16 protein-coding genes are annotated in these 16,835 nt (G+C 71.2%); 8 read left to right on the top strand and 8 right to left on the bottom strand.

What is annotated here, in order from left to right; all coding sequences use genetic code 11:
- Positions 1-210: 210 nt before the first annotated feature.
- Entirely contained in the window at positions 211-1,428 is a 1,218-nt protein-coding gene (locus BA175_RS16915; RefSeq protein ID WP_069172263.1) for an IS110 family transposase, read from the bottom strand.
- A gap of 358 nt (positions 1,429-1,786) precedes the next feature.
- Here BA175_RS16915 and BA175_RS16910 point away from each other — a divergent pair, with 358 nt between their 5' ends.
- The 3 genes from BA175_RS16910 (at position 1,787) to tyrS (ending at position 6,296) form a co-directional block, all read left to right on the top strand.
- A complete protein-coding gene (locus BA175_RS16910) occupies positions 1,787-3,310 on the top strand; it encodes a TldD/PmbA family protein (RefSeq protein ID WP_069172262.1) in 1,524 nt (507 codons plus the stop codon).
- 82 nt (positions 3,311-3,392) lie between these two features.
- On the top strand, positions 3,393-4,787 hold the full coding sequence (locus BA175_RS16905) for a metallopeptidase TldD-related protein (protein ID WP_069172261.1): 1,395 nt from the start codon (positions 3,393-3,395) through the stop codon (positions 4,785-4,787).
- A gap of 240 nt (positions 4,788-5,027) precedes the next feature.
- Positions 5,028-6,296: a tyrosine--tRNA ligase gene (tyrS, locus tag BA175_RS16900; RefSeq protein WP_069172260.1), complete on the top strand. Its 1,269-nt coding sequence runs from the start codon at positions 5,028-5,030 to the stop codon at positions 6,294-6,296.
- Between the two features lie 112 nt (positions 6,297-6,408).
- Here the strand turns inward: tyrS and BA175_RS16895 are convergent, their stop codons facing one another.
- Positions 6,409-6,693: a GlsB/YeaQ/YmgE family stress response membrane protein gene (locus tag BA175_RS16895; protein ID WP_069172259.1), complete on the bottom strand. Its 285-nt coding sequence runs from the start codon at positions 6,691-6,693 to the stop codon at positions 6,409-6,411.
- Positions 6,694-6,904: 211 nt separating this feature from the next.
- Between BA175_RS16895 and BA175_RS16890 the strand changes: the two genes are divergently transcribed.
- Positions 6,905-7,279 (top strand): DUF3099 domain-containing protein, encoded by a 375-nt coding sequence (locus BA175_RS16890; RefSeq protein WP_069172258.1) that lies wholly within the window; start codon positions 6,905-6,907, stop codon positions 7,277-7,279.
- A gap of 210 nt (positions 7,280-7,489) precedes the next feature.
- The gene (locus BA175_RS16885; RefSeq protein ID WP_069172257.1) at positions 7,490-7,738 is read left to right on the top strand and encodes a hypothetical protein; all 249 of its coding nucleotides are present in this window, start codon (positions 7,490-7,492) and stop codon (positions 7,736-7,738) included.
- On the opposite strand, the gene moaA is transcribed toward BA175_RS16885, so the two are convergent.
- The 3 genes from moaA to BA175_RS16870 form a co-directional block, all read right to left on the bottom strand.
- Positions 7,721-8,710 carry a GTP 3',8-cyclase MoaA gene (moaA, locus tag BA175_RS16880; protein ID WP_069172256.1) on the bottom strand — a complete coding sequence of 330 codons (990 nt, stop codon included), beginning with the start codon at positions 8,708-8,710 and terminating at the stop codon, positions 7,721-7,723. The genes BA175_RS16885 and moaA overlap by 18 nt on opposite strands.
- A gap of 167 nt (positions 8,711-8,877) precedes the next feature.
- On the bottom strand, positions 8,878-10,512 hold the full coding sequence (locus BA175_RS16875; RefSeq protein ID WP_069172255.1) for a solute symporter family protein: 1,635 nt from the start codon (positions 10,510-10,512) through the stop codon (positions 8,878-8,880).
- Positions 10,509-10,874: a DUF485 domain-containing protein gene (locus tag BA175_RS16870; protein WP_069173077.1), complete on the bottom strand. Its 366-nt coding sequence runs from the start codon at positions 10,872-10,874 to the stop codon at positions 10,509-10,511. Before BA175_RS16870 ends, BA175_RS16875 begins: the two co-directional genes overlap by 4 nt.
- Before the next feature lie 298 nt (positions 10,875-11,172).
- Here BA175_RS16870 and BA175_RS16865 point away from each other — a divergent pair, with 298 nt between their 5' ends.
- Positions 11,173-12,705 carry a S8 family peptidase gene (locus BA175_RS16865; RefSeq protein ID WP_069172254.1) on the top strand — a complete coding sequence of 511 codons (1,533 nt, stop codon included), beginning with the start codon at positions 11,173-11,175 and terminating at the stop codon, positions 12,703-12,705.
- Between the two features lie 84 nt (positions 12,706-12,789).
- Here the strand turns inward: BA175_RS16865 and BA175_RS16860 are convergent, their stop codons facing one another.
- The 3 genes from BA175_RS16860 to BA175_RS16850 form a co-directional block, all read right to left on the bottom strand.
- Complete coding sequence (locus BA175_RS16860; protein WP_069172253.1) at positions 12,790-13,461, bottom strand: lysoplasmalogenase; 672 nt, start codon at positions 13,459-13,461, stop codon at positions 12,790-12,792.
- Entirely contained in the window at positions 13,458-14,351 is an 894-nt protein-coding gene (locus tag BA175_RS16855) for a sterol desaturase family protein (RefSeq protein WP_069172252.1), read from the bottom strand. Before BA175_RS16855 ends, BA175_RS16860 begins: the two co-directional genes overlap by 4 nt.
- Positions 14,352-14,606: 255 nt before the next feature.
- The gene (locus BA175_RS16850) at positions 14,607-15,326 is read right to left on the bottom strand and encodes a VIT1/CCC1 transporter family protein (RefSeq protein ID WP_069172251.1); all 720 of its coding nucleotides are present in this window, start codon (positions 15,324-15,326) and stop codon (positions 14,607-14,609) included.
- A gap of 153 nt (positions 15,327-15,479) precedes the next feature.
- Between BA175_RS16850 and BA175_RS16845 the strand changes: the two genes are divergently transcribed.
- Together BA175_RS16845 and BA175_RS16840 are read left to right on the top strand one after the other, a co-directional pair.
- Positions 15,480-16,487, top strand: a complete 1,008-nt coding sequence (locus BA175_RS16845) for a DEDDh family exonuclease (protein WP_069172250.1) — start codon at positions 15,480-15,482, stop codon at positions 16,485-16,487.
- A 63-nt stretch (positions 16,488-16,550) separates the two neighbouring features.
- Complete coding sequence (locus BA175_RS16840) at positions 16,551-16,784, top strand: hypothetical protein (RefSeq protein ID WP_073747930.1); 234 nt, start codon at positions 16,551-16,553, stop codon at positions 16,782-16,784.
- The last annotated feature ends 51 nt before the right edge of the window (positions 16,785-16,835 follow it).

Raw genomic sequence — 16,835 nt, 5'->3', positions numbered from 1 at the left:
ACCCTTTCCTTGACGGTCTGATACCTCGAAAACCTATCGGTACCACCGTCCGTACAGGGAATCCGTCTCCGACAGTGGCTCCGTCACGGCACTGTCGGGTTCCTACAGGGGGCGTCCGGCCGGGCCGCACCGGGCCCGCCGGGGGGGGGTGCCTCTATGTCTTTCGTCAAGGCAGCCCTGTCGGTTTTGGGGTGGTTGGGGGTGCTGGGGTCATGCGGCGAGCTCGACGTTCTTGGGCGTGCGGGATTCGTAGAAGGTGCCGTCGCGGAGCATGGCGAACAGGACACTGATGCGTTGGCGGGCGAGGCGGAGGAGGGCCTGAGTATGGGTCTTTCCGCGGGCTCGCTGGCGGTCGTAGTAGAGCCGGGAGGCGGGGTCGGCGTTCATGCAGGCGAAAGCGGACAGGAACATGGCGCGTTTGAGCTGCCGATTGCCGCCTCGGGGTGCGTGTTCGCCGTGGATCGAGGTCCCGGACTGTCTGGTTGCGGGGGCGAGTCCGGCGTAGGAGGCGAGGTGGGCGGCGGTGGGGAAGCTGGTGCCGTCGCCGACGGTGACCAGCAGGACTGCGGCGGTCCTGACGCCGACGCCGGGCATCGACGTCAGGACCGGGGAAAGAGGGTGGGCCTCCAGCAGGGTGTTGATCTGGGCTTCCAGAGCCCGGCGCTGGGTGTGGACGGCGGCCAGGGAGGCGGCCAGGGAGGGGATGACGATGTCGAGGGTGCCGGTGCCGGGGACGACGACGGTCTGTTCGTCGAGTGCGTCGAAGACGTCGTCGATCAGCCGCTGGGCCATGCGTGGGGCTTTCGGGCGGATGAGTTCGACGAGTCTGCGGCGGCCGGCTTTGCGTAGGGCGGATGGGGATCCGTGGCGCTCGAGGAGCCAGGTGACGGCCTGGTGGTCCAGGCGTGGGCCCAGGACGCGTTCCAGCGACGGGTGGAACTGGGTGAGCAGGCCGCGTATCCGGTTGGAGGTGCGGGTTGCTTCGGCGGCGAGGTCCTGGTCGAAACCGGTCAGGACGGTCAGCTCGGCGGTGATCTCGTCGGTGAGTTCGAGCGAGCGCAGGGTGTGGGGCAGGGTGCGGGCGGCGTCCGCAATCACCGCGGCGTCCCTGGCGTCGGTTTTCGCTTCACCGGGGTAGAGGTCGGCGATCCGGCGCATGGCCAGGCCGGGCAGGTAGGCGACCTGGCAGCCGGTGTCCCGGGCGACGGCCAGCGGCAGGGCGCCGATGGAGGCGGGCTGGTCAACGATCACCAGGACGGTGCCGAACTTCTCGGTCAACTTGTCGAAGACGGCCCGCAGCTTCGGCTCGCTGTTGGGCAGCTGCTTGTCGAAGACCTTCTTCCCGGCCGGGGTGAGTCCGTGACCGTGATGGGCGCTCTTGCCGACGTCCAGGCCGAGGAACACACCCACGTCTTCAGTGTCGAACATCGCACCCTTTCCGCGGAGTTGGTGGTGCCGGCCTCAGTAGTGGTGTCGTGCGCGCGCATCCACGTTATGCAGACCTGCCGCCCGCGAGCTGCCCGGCTTTGCGCCAGGCCGGACGGTGGCCGGACCTCTCATCAGCGTCTCCGACGGCACCTCCCGGGCCCGGTGACACCACCCCCCAGGTCATGCCTTCGACAGGGGGACACAGTCATGCCGGGCCCGGAGGCCAGCGGTCCCGTTGCAGGACCGCGAAAAAGATAACGGGGGGCGGCGACGCCCCCGCGCTCACGAACCGGTAGCCGCCCGACGACCCTCCGCTCCGTGATTCACTGCCAGCACTGTCAAAGGAGGGGAGCCCTTCGTGGCCCACGAGGTAGATCAGTCGTTCCTGGCGCTGCCGCTACGTGCCCTCGCCGACGCGGCACTAGCCCGCGCGCGTGCGCTCGGCGCCGTACACGCCGATTTCCGGTTCGAGCGGGTGCGCGGCGCCTCCTGGCGGCTGCGGGACGCGCGGCCTTCCGGGACGTCGGACAGCACCGACCTCGGGTACGCGGTGCGGGTGGTGCACGGCGGGGCGTGGGGGTTCGCCTCCGGGGTGGACCTGACGATGGACGCCGCGGCGAAGGTGGCCTCGCAGGCCGTCGCCATGGCGAAGCTGTCGGCGAAGGTGATCGCGGCGGCGGGTTCCGACGAACGCGTCGAGCTGGCGGACGAGCCGGTGCACGGTGAGCGGACCTGGGTGTCGGCGTACGAGGTCGACCCCTTCTCCGTACCGGACGAGGAGAAGGCGGGGCTGCTCGCCGAGTGGAGTGCGCGGCTGCTGGCCGCGGACGGGGTGGCCCACGTGGACGCGTCGCTGATGACCGTCCACGAGAACAAGTTCTACGCGGACACGGCCGGCACCGTCACCACCCAGCAGCGGGTGCGGGTCCATCCGCAGCTGACCGCCGTGGCCGTGGACGGCACGACCGGTGAGTTCGACTCGATGCGGACCATCGCACCGCCGGTGGGCCGGGGCTGGGAGTACCTGACCGGCACCGGCTGGGACTGGGACGCCGAGCTGGAGCGGATCCCCGGTCTGCTGGCCGAGAAGATGCGGGCGCCGGGCGTCGAGGCGGGGACGTACGACCTGGTCGTCGACCCGTCCAACCTGTGGCTGACGATCCACGAGTCGATCGGCCACGCCACCGAACTGGACCGGGCGCTGGGATACGAGGCGGCGTACGCCGGGACCTCCTTCGCCACCTTCGACCAGCTCGGGAAGCTGGCGTACGGCTCCCCCGTGATGAACGTGACCGGCGACCGCACCGCCGAGCACGGGCTGGCGACCGTCGGGTACGACGACGAGGGCGTCGAGGCGCAGTCGTGGGACCTGGTGAAGGACGGCACGCTGGTGGGCTACCAGACGGACCGCCGGATCGCGAAGCTCACGGGCCTCGGACGCTCCAACGGCTGTGCGTACGCGGACTCCCCGGGCCACGTCCCGGTACAGCGCATGGCGAACGTGTCGCTGCGGCCGGATCCGGGCGGGCTCTCCACGGAGGACCTGATCGGCGGCGTGGAGCGTGGGATCTACGTGGTCGGCGACCGGTCCTGGTCGATCGACATGCAGAGGTACAACTTCCAGTTCACCGGGCAGCGGTTCTTCCGGATCGAGAACGGCAGGCTGGCGGGCCAGCTGCGGGACGTCGCCTACCAGGCGACGACCACGGACTTCTGGGGCTCGATGGAGAAGGTCGGCGGGCCGCAGACCTACGTCCTGGGCGGCGCCTTCAACTGCGGCAAGGCCCAGCCGGGCCAGGTCGCCGCCGTCTCGCACGGCTGCCCCTCCGCCCTCTTCCGGGGCGTGAACATCCTCAACACGACGCAGGAGGGCGGGCGATGAGCGGTCACCGCGGAACCGGCCGGGGGTCCGGGGGCCGGCCCCCGGGCAGGCACAGTCTCAACACGACGCAGGGGGGCGGGCGATGAGCCGCGTCAGTAAGCCGTACGAGATCGTGGAGCGCGCACTCGAGCTGTCCACCGCGGACGGCTGCGTGGTCGTCGCGGACGAGAACTCCTCCGCCAACCTGCGGTGGGCCGGCAACGCCCTCACCACGAACGGGGTGACGCGGGGCCGGAGCCTGACCGTGATCGCGACCGTGGACGGCGCGCAGGGGACCGCGTCCGGTGTGGTGTCACGCTCGGCCGTGACCACCGAGGACCTGGAGCCGCTCGTGCGGGCCGCGGAGGCCGCCGCGCGCGGCGCGGGTCCGGCCGAGGACGCGCAGCCGCTGGTCTCCGGGGTACCGGTGTCCGCCGACTTCACGGAGGCACCGGCCGAGACCGGTTCCGACGTGTTCGCCGACTTCGCCCCCGCGCTCGGCGAGGCCTTCGCCCGCGCCCGGGCCGGCGGCCGTGAGCTGTACGGCTTCGCCCACCACGAACTGAGCTCGACCTACGTGGGGACGTCGACCGGGCTGCGGCTGCGCCACGACCAGCCGAACGGGACGCTGGAGCTGAACGCCAAGTCGCCCGACCGGACCCGGTCCGCCTGGGCGGGCAGGGCGACCAGGGACTTCAAGGACGTCGACCCGGCGGCCCTGGACGCGGAGCTCGCGCGACGCCTCGGCTGGGCGGAACGCCGGATCGAGCTGCCGGCCGGGCGGTACGAGACGCTGCTGCCGCCCACGGCGGTGGCCGACCTGCTGATCTACCAGTACTGGTCGGCCGGCGCCCGGGACGCGGCGGAGGGCCGCACGGTGTTCTCCCGGCCCGGCGGTGGCACGCGGATCGGCGAGACGCTCTCCCCGCTCCCGCTGACCCTGCGCAGCGACCCGCACGAGCCGGGGCTGGAGTCCGCCCCCTTCGTGATCGCCCACGCGTCCGGCGACGGGGCCTCGGTCTTCGACAACGGGCTGCCGCTGGCCCCGACCGACTGGATCAAGGACGGCCGGCTGGAGCGGCTGACCACCACCCGGCACTCCGCCGGGCTGACGGGCCTGCCGGTGGCCCCCGCCATGGACAACCTGGTCCTGGACGGGGGCGGTGAGCGGTCCCTGGAGGAGATGGTGGCCGCGACGAGCGGGCGGGCGCTGCTGCTGACGTGCCTCTGGTACATCCGCGAGGTGGATCCGGCGACGCTGTTGCTGACCGGGCTGACCCGGGACGGCGTCTATCTGGTGGAGGACGGCGAGGTCGTCGGCGAGGTGAACAACTTCCGGTTCAACGAGTCGCCGGTCGGGCTGCTGTCCCGGGCGTCGGAGGCGGGACGTACGGAGAAGACGCTGCCGCGTGAGTGGGGCGACTACTTCACCCGGGCCGCGATGCCCGCGCTGCGCATCCCCGATTTCCATATGAGCTCGGTCAGCCGGGGCGTATGACCCCCATAGACTGACCGGTACGACCCATCGCACCTGGGGCGTTTTTCCGGGAGTGGCGTCGTCTGCCCGCAGGGCAGGCCCGGCGGCGTCCGGTGCGTGCGATCGCACGGCGGAGGGCCGACCCGATACTGGATGTACCGGGAAGAGCCCGAGAACGCGGCGCGTGAACGTACCGGGCGCCGCCGGGCCGACGGGACTCGCGGAACACGCCCCAGGAACCCTCAGAGGAGAGAAACGACCGTGACGGACATCGTCGACGAGCTGAAGTGGCGCGGGCTGTTCGCCCAGTCCACCGACGAGGACGCCCTGCGCAAGGCTCTCGCGGACGGCCCGGTCACGTTCTATTGCGGCTTCGACCCGACCGCGGCCAGTCTCCACGTCGGCCACCTGGTGCAGGTGCTCACCATGCGCCGCCTCCAGCTGGCCGGACTCCGGCCTCTCGCCCTGGTCGGCGGGGCCACCGGTCAGATCGGCGACCCGCGGCCCACCGCGGAGCGCACGCTGAACGACCCGGAGACCATCGCCGCGTGGGTCCAGCGGCTGCGCGGGCAGATCGAGCCCTTCCTCACCTTCGAGGGCCCGAACGCCGCCACGATGGTGAACAACCTGGACTGGACCGCGGGCCTCTCCGCGATCGAGTTCCTCCGGGACATCGGCAAGCACTTCCGGGTCAACAAGATGCTCACCAAGGACTCGGTCGCCCGCCGGCTGGAGTCGCAGGAGGGCATCAGCTACACGGAGTTCAGCTACCAGCTGCTGCAGGGCATGGACTTCCTGGAGCTGTACCGGCGTTACGGCTGCACCCTCCAGCAGGGCGGCAGCGACCAGTGGGGCAACCTCACGGCGGGCATCGACCTGATCCACCGCCTGGAGCCCGGGGCCGCCGTGCACGCGCTGGCGACACCGCTGATGGTCAAGGCGGACGGCACCAAGTTCGGCAAGTCCGAGAGCGGGGCCGTCTGGCTCGATCCGCAGATGACCACGCCGTACGCGTTCTACCAGTTCTGGCTGAACGTGGACGACCGGGACATCTCCACCTACATGCGCATCCTCAGCTTCAAGAGCCGGGAGGAGCTCGAGGAGCTGGAGCGGCTCACGGAGGAGCGCCCCCAGGCCCGGTCGGCTCAGCGGTCGCTGGCCGAGGAGCTGACGACGCTGGTGCACGGCGGTGCGGAGTGCGCGGCGGTCATCGCCGCGTCGAAGGCCCTGTTCGGGCAGGGGGAGCTCGGTGAGCTGGACGAGGCGACGCTGGGCGCCGCCCTGTCCGAGGTACCGCACGCCCGGGTCGCCGAGCTGGCCCCCGTGGTGGACCTCCTGGTCGAGGTCGGCCTGTCGGCCAGCAAGTCGGCCGCCCGCCGTACGGTCAAGGAGGGCGGGGCCTACGTGAACAACGTGAAGGTCACGGACGGTGAGAGCGCGCCGGCCCGCGAGGAGCTGCTGCACGGACGCTGGCTGGTCCTGCGCCGGGGCAAGAAGAATCTCGCCGCCGTCGAGGTCACCGCCGGCTGATCGGGAGCCGGCCTGCCCGGATCACCACCGGTGCGCCGGGGCGGGCCCCCGACACGGCACTGCGGCCGGTCACGCGTGACGCGTGGCCGGCCGCAGTGGCGCGTGGCGCGGTTCAGATTCTCTCACGGGTGCCCCGGTTCCCGCGGATCGACTGCCAGAGCATGTCACCGAGCCCGACGACCACCACGGCGCCGATCAGCTGCAGCAGGTGGCGGATCCAGTCGATGCCCTTGGTCTCGTTGACACCGATCCAGGTCGCGACCGCGTTGCCGAGGACGCTGCCGAGGATACCGAACACCACCGTCAGCCAGAGGGGGATGTTCTGCTTCCCCGGGAGGATCGCCCGGGCGATCACACCCAGCACAAGACCCACGATGATCGCCCACAACCAGCCCATGACGCCTCCTCACGCGGCGCGGTGTGCGCACGTCCACCCAGTCTCGGCCCGGGGGATGGAGGGCGCATGCCGGGCAGGCCCGTTCGCGGTACGGCGGTGGCGGCCCGCCCGGGTGGCGCGCGCCCCGGTCTCGAACACGGCGGAACCCGGGCGTACCGTATATGCGGACCGGTCCGGGAAGTCCGGCACAGCGATCTGGTGGTGGAGCATGATGGGGAAGCGAAGCGGCCCGGAGGTCTTCCGGATCACGGGCGCCCGGCAGGGTCTCGCCGACGACGTGCGCGGCAGACAGCGGCGCTACATCATCTCGATGTCCGTGCGGACCGTCTCCGTGGTACTGGCCGCGACCCTGTGGAACGTCGAGCGGCATGTGGCGGTCGTGGCGCTCGCACTGGGTGTTCTGCTCCCGTACGTCGCGGTGGTGATCGCCAACGCGGGCCGGGAGAACGCTCCTTCGCTGCCGTCGGCATTCGTGCCCGCGCCGCTGCGGCCGGCCGTCGGCGCCGCGCCTGCTCCGGGCGCCCCGGAGCCCGCGCCGGAGCCCGGTCCGGCGGGCCGGGCCGCGGATCCGCAGGCCACGGGCTGACCGACCGAGGAGCCGGGAGCTCCGATCAATCGTGAAGTTCCGGTGCACCGCACCCAGGTCCCCGTGACATACTTCAGAACGCGCTCCGCATCCCCCGTCGGAGCGACGGACTGACGCCGGGCAGCTCCCCCCGTGGCTGCTCGGCGTCGCTCTTTCTCCGGCGGGGATGCGTACGGAGCCCGGCGCGGAGCCTCCCTTAGGGTTGAGGCCGTGAACCTCCCCGAATCCACCGCCGAGAGCGCCTCCGGTGCGCCGGTCTGTTCCGCCAAGGGCTGCCGCGCCGATGCCGTGTGGGTGCTCGCCTGGAACAATCCGAAGCTGCACACCCCGGAGCGCCGCAAGACCTGGCTGGCCTGCGAGGAACACCGGGAGCACCTGTCCTCGTTCCTCGGGGTGCGCGGCTTCCTGAAGGACGTCGTGCCGCTGGCGGAGTGGGAGTCCTCAGCCGCCGATCGCTGACATCGGGCGGTCGGGCTGCAGGAAGGCGGGGTCGTCGATGCCGGAGCCCGCCTTCTTGCCCCACATCGCGAGCCGCCAGATCCTGGCGATCTCCTCGTCCGGCGCGCCCGAGCGCAGGGCGCCCCTCAGGTCCGTCTCCTCCCGGGCGAACAGGCAGGTACGGACCTGGCCGTCCGCGGTGAGCCGGGTGCGGTCGCAGGCCCGGCAGAAGGGCCTGGTCACGGAGGCGATGACGCCGACGGTGTGGGGACCGCCGTCCACCGTCCACCGCTCGGCGGGTGCCGAGCCGCGCTCGTCCTTCCCTTCGGCGGTGAGGGTGAAGCGGGTGCGCAGCGAGGCGAGGATGTCTCCCGCCGTGATCATTCCGTCGCGCTTCCAGCCGTGCTGGGCGTCGAGCGGCATCTGCTCGATGAACCGGAGCTCGTACGCGTGCTCCACGGCCCAGGCGAGCAGCTCGGGGGCCTCGTCGTCGTTGAGTCCCGGCATGAGGACGGCATTCACCTTGACCGGGGTGAGACCGGCCTCGCGGGCGGCCTGGAGTCCGTCCAGGACGTCCTTGTGGCGGTCGCGGCGGGTGAGCGTCTTGAAGACGTCCGGGCGCAGGGTGTCCAGCGAGACGTTGACCCGGTCCAGACCGGCCGCCTTCAGTGCGGCGGCGGTGCGCTTGAGCCCGATGCCGTTGGTGGTGAGCGACATCCGGGGGCGGGGGTCCAGGGCGGCGCACCGCTCGACGATGGAGACCAGCCCGGGGCGCAGCAGCGGCTCCCCGCCGGTGAAGCGGACCTCCGTGACGCCGAGCTCCGTGACGGCGATGCGGACGAGTGTGACGATCTCGTCGTCGGTCAGGAGGTCGGGTTTGGAGAGCCACTGCAGGCCCTCCTCGGGCATGCAGTAGGTGCAGCGCAGATTGCACTTGTCGGTCAGTGAGACACGCAGGTCGGTGGCGACCCGGCCGTAGGTGTCGATGAGCACTGTGGGCCCCCTCCCCCGGTGATGTCCGCCGTCGTGGTCTGACTCCTCCGAGAGTACGCGAGACCTGTGACATCGGGAGTGCTCGTTCGGTACGAGGTGTGGTGGGGCCCCGTCGTAGGACTCTACGACGGGGCCCCGGAGCTGTTCTGAACTGTTCGGCGGCGCGGTCAGTGGGCGCCGGTGCCGGTGAGGGACTTGACCTCCAGTTCGGCGTACTTGCCGGCGTCGGGCTCCTCCTTGGAGACGACCGAGCCGACCCAGCCGAGCAGGAAGCCCAGCGGGATGGAGATGAGGCCGGGGTTCTCCAGCGGGAACCAGGCGAAGTCGACGTCCGGGAACATTGAGCTGGCCTTGCCGGAGACGACCGGGGAGAAGAGCACCAGCAGGACCGAGGAGGCGAGACCGCCGTAGATGGACCAGAGGGCGCCCTGCGTGGTGAAGCGCTTCCAGAAGAGGCTGTAGAGGATGGTCGGCAGGTTGGCCGACGCGGCGACGGCGAAGGCCAGGGCGACGAGTCCGGCGACGTTCAGGTCGCGGGCCATGGCGCCGAGGGCGATCGAGACGATGCCGATCGCGACGGTGGCCCACCGGGCGGCGCGCATCTCCTCCTTCTCGGTCGCCTGTCCCCTTCGGATGACGTTGGCGTAGATGTCGTGGGCGAAGGAGGACGAGGAGGCGAGGGTGAGACCCGCGACGACCGCGAGGATGGTGGCGAAGGCGACGGCCGAGATCACCGCGAGGAGGACGGCGCCCCCCGTGGTGCCGACCCCGCCGAGGTATTCCGCGAGTTGCGGCGCCGCCGCGTTGCCCGCCGGGTTCTTCGCCTTGATCTCCTCGGGGCCGATCAGCGCGGCGGCACCGAAGCCGAGGGCGATGGTCATGAGGTAGAAGGCGCCGATGATGCCGATGGCCCAATTGACGGACTTACGGGCGGCCTTGGCCGTGGGCACGGTGTAGAAGCGGATGAGGATGTGCGGCAGGCCGGCGGTACCGAGCACGAGGGCGAGCCCGAGCGAGATGAAGTCCAGCTTCGAGACGCCGGTGACGCCGTACTTGAGTCCCGGCTCCAGGAACGCCGCTCCGTGGCCGCTCTTCTCGGCGGCGGTGCCCAGCAGGTCGGAGACGTTGAAGTCGAACTTCCACAGCACCATGAAGGTCATCAGCAGCGCGCCCGCGATGAGGAGCACGGCCTTGACCATCTGGACCCAGGTGGTGCCCTTCATGCCCCCGATGGTGACGTAGACGATCATGAGTACGCCGACCAGGGCCACGATGAGGATCTTGCCGGCGTCGCTGGTGATGCCGAGCAGCAGCGAGACGAGGACGCCCGCCCCCGCCATCTGGGCCAGCAGGTAGAAGATCGACACGACGATGGTGGAGACGCCCGCGGCGGTGCGGACCGGCCGCTGGCGCATCCGGTAGGCGAGGACGTCGCCCATGGTGTAGCGGCCGGAGTTGCGCAGCGGTTCGGCGACCAGCAGGAGGGCCACGAGCCAGGCGACGAGGAAGCCGATGGAATAGAGGAAGCCGTCGTATCCGAAGAGGGCGATGGCACCGGCGATGCCGAGGAAGGACGCGGCGGACATGTAGTCGCCGGAGACCGCGAGGCCGTTCTGGAAGGCGGTGAACTGGCGGCCGCCCGCGTAGAAGTCGGACGCGTTCTTCGTCTGCCGGCCGGCCCAGACGGTGATGGCGAGGGTCGCGGCGACGAAGACCGCGAAGAGGCTGATGATCAACGGGCGGTGCTCGGCCGTCGAGGAGGCGGCGAGCTGGATCGCGGGGTGCGGGTACGCGGCGCTCATGCGTCGGCCTCCATACGGGACTTGATGGCCGCAGCCTGGGGGTCGAGCTTCCTCGTGGCGTGGCGCGAGTAGAACCAGGCGATCAGGAACGTGGTGGCGAACTGGGCCAGGCCGAACACGAAGGCCACGTTGAAGTTGGCGACGACCTTGGTGCCCATGAAGTCCCCGGCGTAGCTGGACAGCAGCACGTAGAGCAGGTACCAGGCGACGAAGCCGACGGTCAGCGGGAAGGCGAAGGACCGGTGGGAACGGCGCAGTTCGGCGAAGTCCGCACTGTGCTGCGTCTCGAGGAACGCCTCGGTGGTGGGCTGGGCGGGACGCTGGTCCGTACTGCTCTCGGGCGGCGGTGCATCGGTAGCCACGGATTCTCCTCGCGACGCGGGTGCGGTGGTCGGGACGGTGATCTTCACAGGGAGTCCTCGGAGTGGGGTGCGGTACGACTCCCTGACAACGGCACGGAGAGCGCGGCGAAGCGGTTCACCGGGGGTTAGTCCTTCTCGGACTGACGTCTGCGGGTGTCACCCCTTCAGATCACACCTCGAACTCACTTGCCCATATTCATTGATGTATCGCACTGATCAGCGATAACTTCACTCGTCATGTACGTGACCGGATACAGACTTGTGTCCGGCCATCAAGCACGGATGATGTGGAGAACCCATGGCTCATCTGGCATCCGGACGGACCCGCGTACTCGCGCCGGCCGTCGGACTCGCCCTCACGGCCTCGCTCGGTTTCCTCCCGACGGGGATCGCTGCGGCGGCACCCGTGGACGAGCCGGCCGCGGCGGTCCGGGCCGACGGCCCCGAGTTGTCGTACGTGGTGAACACGCGGGGCGGTCAGGGCACCGTCAAGCAGGTGAAGAAGGCGATAACCCGGGCGGGTGGCACCGTCATCACGTCGTACGACAAGATCGGCGTCATCGTCGTCCACTCGAAGGACCCCGGCTTCGCCGCCTCGGTCCGCAAGGTCCGGGGCGTGGTCTCGGCGGGTGCCACCCGCACCAACCCGATCGTTCCGCAGGCCACGAAGGACATCGGAGTCGAGCAGCCCCTCACCGCGGCGCAGGCGGAGGCCGCGGCCGCGGAGGCGACGGCGGGTCAGGACCCGATGGAGCCCCTGCAGTGGGACCTGCCCGCCATAAAGGCGGACAAGGCGCACGAGAAGTCGCTCGGCAGCAGCAAGGTCACGGTCGCCGTCATCGACACGGGTGTGGACGACACGCACCCGGACCTGGCGCCGAACTTCGACCGCCGGGCCTCGGTGAACTGCGTGTCCGGCGCTCCGGACACGACGGACGGCGCCTGGCGCCCCGCCGCCGGGGAGAGCGACCACGGCACGCACGTGGCCGGCACCATAGCGGCGGCGAAGAACGGCACCGGCATCACCGGTGTCGCGCCCGGCGTGAAGGTCTCCGGCATCAAGGTGTCCAACCCGGACGGCTTCTTCTACACCGAGGCCGTCGTCTGCGGCTTCGTCTGGGCCGCCGAGCACGGCGTCGACGTGACGAACAACAGCTACTACACCGACCCGTGGCTGTTCAACTGCAAGAACGACCCCGACCAGGGCGCCCTGGTCGAGGCGGTCACCCGTGCCACCCGCTACGCGGAGGGCAAGGGCGTCGTCAACGTCGCCGCGGCCGGCAACTCGGACCACGACCTGGCCCTCGACGCCATCGAGGACACGACGAGCCCGAACGACACGACGACGGTCACCCGCACGGTCGACCCGAGCGAGTGCCCGGACATCCCGACCATGCTGCCGGGTGTCGTGACGGTCTCCGCGACCGGCGCGAAGGGCCTGAAGGCCTCGTACTCCAACTACGGTCTCGGCGTCATCGACGTCGCGGCCCCGGGCGGTGACCGCACGGCCTACCAGACCCCGGCACCGCCGGCCACCAGTGGCCTGATCCTGTCCACCCTCCCCGGTGGCGGGTTCGGCTACAAGGCCGGTACGTCCATGGCCTCCCCGCACGTCGCGGGCGTCGTGGCCCTGATCAAGTCGACCCACCCGCACGCCTCGCCGCGCACGGTGAAGGCGCTGCTGACCCACCAGGCCGACGCCACGGCGTGCGGCGCCCCGTACGACATCGACAGTGACGGCACCGTCGACGCGGTCTGCGAGGGCGACGCCGACTACAACGGCTTCTACGGAGCCGGTGTGGTGGACGCGCTGGACGCGGTCCGCAGGTAACGCGCCCCGCACGACCTGACGAGGGGGCCGGGGGCAACGACTGCCCCCGGCCCCCTCCGCCGTACGGAACCGGGGGCGCCCGGCTCAGTTCCCGACGTCCGCCGCGCGGTCCGCCCGGGCGGGACGCACGCGGGCGGCGAGTGCCCCCTCGGTGAGCAGGTACTGGGCGGCCAGGTAGGTCAGCATGATCCAGAAGTCGTGGGCGGGCGGCTGCGCCCGGTCCGCGATACCGGCGGCGATGAGCCCGTCGGAGAGCAGGAACAGCGCGCCGCCGAGTGCGGCGCGGGGACCGAGGGCGCCGGCCCGCCAGGCCATGGCGGTGAGCAGCAGGCCGTAGCCGGTCAGCGGGGCGCGCAGTTCACCCGGCAGGCCGGGCCACAGGAACGCGACGAAGGCCACGAGGACGGCGGCGTAGGCGAGTCCGGCGGCGGCCCGGACACCGGCGCGGCCGAAGAGCAGGAGATAGCAGAGGTGGCCGGCGGCGAAGCAGGCCATTCCGGCGAGGAAGGCGGCGTCCTCGCCGGACAGCAACAGCACGTCCCCGCCCCAGCCCGCCAGCAGGGCGGCGACGAGAAGCCGGGGGCCTCCCCGGGCGACCGCGTAGGCGGCCAGCAGCGGCATCAGCAGTGGCTTGGCGACGAGGTGGGCGGCGGACACGCCGGCCAGCAGGCCGGCCAGGTCCAGTGCGGCCACCGCGAGGAAGGCGACGAGCAGGGGGCGGGCGGCACCCCGGGGGGCGCCGGCGGGGCGCCTCATCCGGCGCGCTCGGTGGTGACGCGCGGCTGCACCGGCACCCGGTCCTCCGGCACCCTTCCGGCGGGCTGCCAGCCGGGTCCGCGGAAGATCCGGCCCGCCCGCTCGCTCCAGCTGCCGGCCGCGCGTACGTCCCGCGCGATGGCGGCGTACTCGTGCGTGGCGACGCGGACGGGATTGTGGGTGGCGATGTTCTTGGTGAGGCCGAAGACGGGCCGCTCGGTCTCGGGGGCGAAGGAGCCGAAGAGCCGGTCCCAGACGATCAGGATGCCGCCGAAGTTCCGGTCGAGATAACCGCCCTGGGAGGCGTGGTGCACCCGGTGGTGCGAGGGCGTGTTGAGGACGTACTCGAAGGGACGGGGCAGCGTGCCGATCCGCTCGGTGTGCACCCAGAACTGGTAGACGAGGTTGACCGAGGAACAGAAGGCGAGCGCCGCCGGGTGGACCCCGCAGGCGACGAGGGGGACGTAGAACGGCCAGACGGTCAGTGAGGTCCAGGGCTGGCGCAGGGCGGTGGTGAGGTTGAACTTCCGGCTCGAGTGGTGGACCACGTGGCAGGCCCAGAGGATCCGGACGACGTGGTGTCCCCGGTGGGACCAGTAGTAGAGGAAGTCCTGGGCGAGCAGCATCAGCAGGACGGTCCACCACAGGACGGGGAGGCGCAGCGGGGTCAGTTCGTACACCGCGGTGTAGACGGCCACGATGGGTATCTTCCACAGCAGGTCGAAGACCAGGCTGCCCAGCCCCATGGTGACGCTGGTGGCGGCGTCCCGGGCGTCGTACCCGGTGGCTTCCTCGTCCGGGTGAAGCCGGTGGACCGCCACCTCCAGGACGGTGAGCAGCACGAAGGCGGGGATGGACCACAGCACGACATCGGGCAGGTTCGGCTCCATCCGAGCACCGTAGAGCCGCCGGGGGGCTACGCATAGAGGTTGTTACCGACAAGTATGTGAGACCTGGCGTCAGGAGTGGTTGTCGGATCCCGCCAAGACCCCCACGTCTCATGGGTCGTGAGCACCTCGGGCGTCGAGCACCTCGGGCCGCCGGCACCGCAGACCCCACACACCTCGGCCCCTGAGCACCTCGGCCCGTGAGCGTCCGTCCCCGCGGACGCCGCCCGGCACCCCGGCACGCCTCCGGCCCCCGGTCTACACCCCCGCCGCGCCCAGCAGCGCCCCCACCGCGTACGTCACCGCCATCGCCACCGCTCCCCCGGCCGTGTTCCGCAGCACCGCACGCCCCGCCGGCGCCTCGCCCAGTCGCGCGCTCCACCAGCCGGTGAAGGCCAGCGCGGCGAGCACCGAGACGACCGTGACGGGCAGCCGCACCGCGACGGGCGGCAGCACGATGGCCAGCAGCGGCAGCAGCGCCCCGACCGTGAAGGCCAGGAAGCTCGCGCCCGCCGCGTGCCAGGGGTTGGTCAGCTCGTCGGGGTCGATGCCCAGTTCGACCTCGGCGTGCGCGCGCAGGGCGTCGCGCCGGGTGAGCTGGGCGGCGGCCTCCCGGGCGACCTCCGCGCTCAGCCCCTTGTCCTCCAGCATGCCCGCCAGTTCGACGAGTTCGGCCTCGGGGGTCTCCGCCAGCTCGCGCTTCTCCATGGCGAGCGCCGCCCTCTCCGAGTCGCGCTGGGTGGACACCGACACGTACTCCCCCGCCGCCATCGACAGGGAACCCGCGAGCAGTCCGGCCAGCCCGGCGGTCACCAGGGTGCCGCGGTCCTGGGTGGCCCCGGCCACGCCGACCACGAGGCCGGCGGTGGAGACCACACCGTCGTTGGCCCCGAGCACGGCGGCCCGCAGCCAGTTGAGCCGGACCCCGAGTCCGTTTTCGTGCGGTTCGTTGTGGTCCTGCGGCTGCGTCTCCGTCACCCCGGAAGCGTCTCACCGCACCCTCGCCCGGCGCACCTCGACCCGCCCTGCCGGGCGCGGCCGCCAACTCCGCAGCGCGCCTCCGGGGTTCACGTCCCGCCCTCGGCCCCGGCCGACCGGATAGGAGGCTGTCGGTCCCGGCCCGTATTCTCTGTGACCATGCTCGACGACCGTCAGACCGCAGTGCCGTGGCCGACCGCGTACCCCCGGGGGTACGCGGTCGTCGACGTGGAGACCACCGGACTCGCCCGCGACGACCGGATAGTCTCCGCCGCCGTCTACCGCCTGGACGCCCTGGGCAACGTCGAGGACCACTGGTACACGCTGGTGAATCCCGAGCGGGATCCGGGCCCGGTCTGGATCCACGGGCTGACCAGCGACGTACTGGAGGGCGCGCCCCTCTTCCCGGAGGTGGCCACGCAACTGTCCGAACGTCTCGCCGGGCGGGTGCTCGTCGCGCACAACGCGGCGTTCGACTGGTCGATGCTGGCCAGGGAGTACGCGCGGGCTGCGGTCACCGCGCCCGTGGAGCAGCGCCTGTGCACCATCGCGCTCTCCAAGGAGCTCCGGCTGCCCCTGCCCAACCACAAGCTGGAGTCGCTGGCCGCGCACTTCGGTGTGGTCCAGCAGCGCGCGCACCACGCGCTGGACGACGCCCGGGTGCTGGCCGAGGCGTTCCGGCCGAGCCTGCACGCGGCGGCCCGGGACGGTGTGCGCCTGCCGTTGCTGGAGTGCCGCCCGCTGACCGAGTGGCAGGACTCCCCCGTCGTCCCGCGCGCCGGCTACCGGCCGTCCCGCGCCCAGGGCAGCTGGCGCCCCGCACGCAGGCGCCCCGCGTGTCCGTACCCGAACCCGGGCAGGTACCGGCCGGACCGGCCCCTGATGCAGGGCATGCGGGTGGCGTTCTCCGGGGACACCTCCGTCGACCGCGAGCTCCTGGAGGACCGGGCGGTGGAAGCCGGGCTGCACGTGGCGACCAGCGTCTCCCGGCTGACGAGTCTGCTCGTCACCAACGATCCGGACTCGGCGACGTCCAAGACCGTCAAGGCGAAGTCGTTCGGTACCCCGATCGTGGAGGAGAGCGCCTTCACCCATCTGCTGCGTGACGTGGCCCCGGCCCGCACGGTGGCGGTGCCCCCGCCGTCACCGTCATCGGAGTGAACCGGCCACGACTCGCCCGTCAACCGCTCGCCCGCCGCCGCCCGGCATCCCACCCTGTGGCGCATGGCACGTTGTGAGGTTTGCGGAAACGACTACGGGATGTCCTTCGAGGTGCACGCGCAGGGGGCGGTACACGTCTTCGACTGCTTCTCCTGCGCCATCCACCGCATGGCGCCCATCTGTGAGCACTGCCGGGTGCAGGTCATCGGCCAGGGCGTCGAGGTCGACGGCCACTGGTACTGCGGCGGTCACTGCGCCCGGGCCGAGGGAAGGGCGGGCATCGTGGACAAAGTATGACGGGCCCCACGGGGACCCCTCCGTGCCGCACCCCATGGCCCCGGTTGTACG

Origin of the sequence: Streptomyces griseus (assembly GCF_001715295.1) — a bacterium.
Lineage (GTDB): Bacteria > Actinomycetota > Actinomycetes > Streptomycetales > Streptomycetaceae > Streptomyces > Streptomyces griseus_G.
Note: the sequence above shows the minus strand (reverse complement) of the source record. Positions and strands in the feature narration are given on the sequence as shown.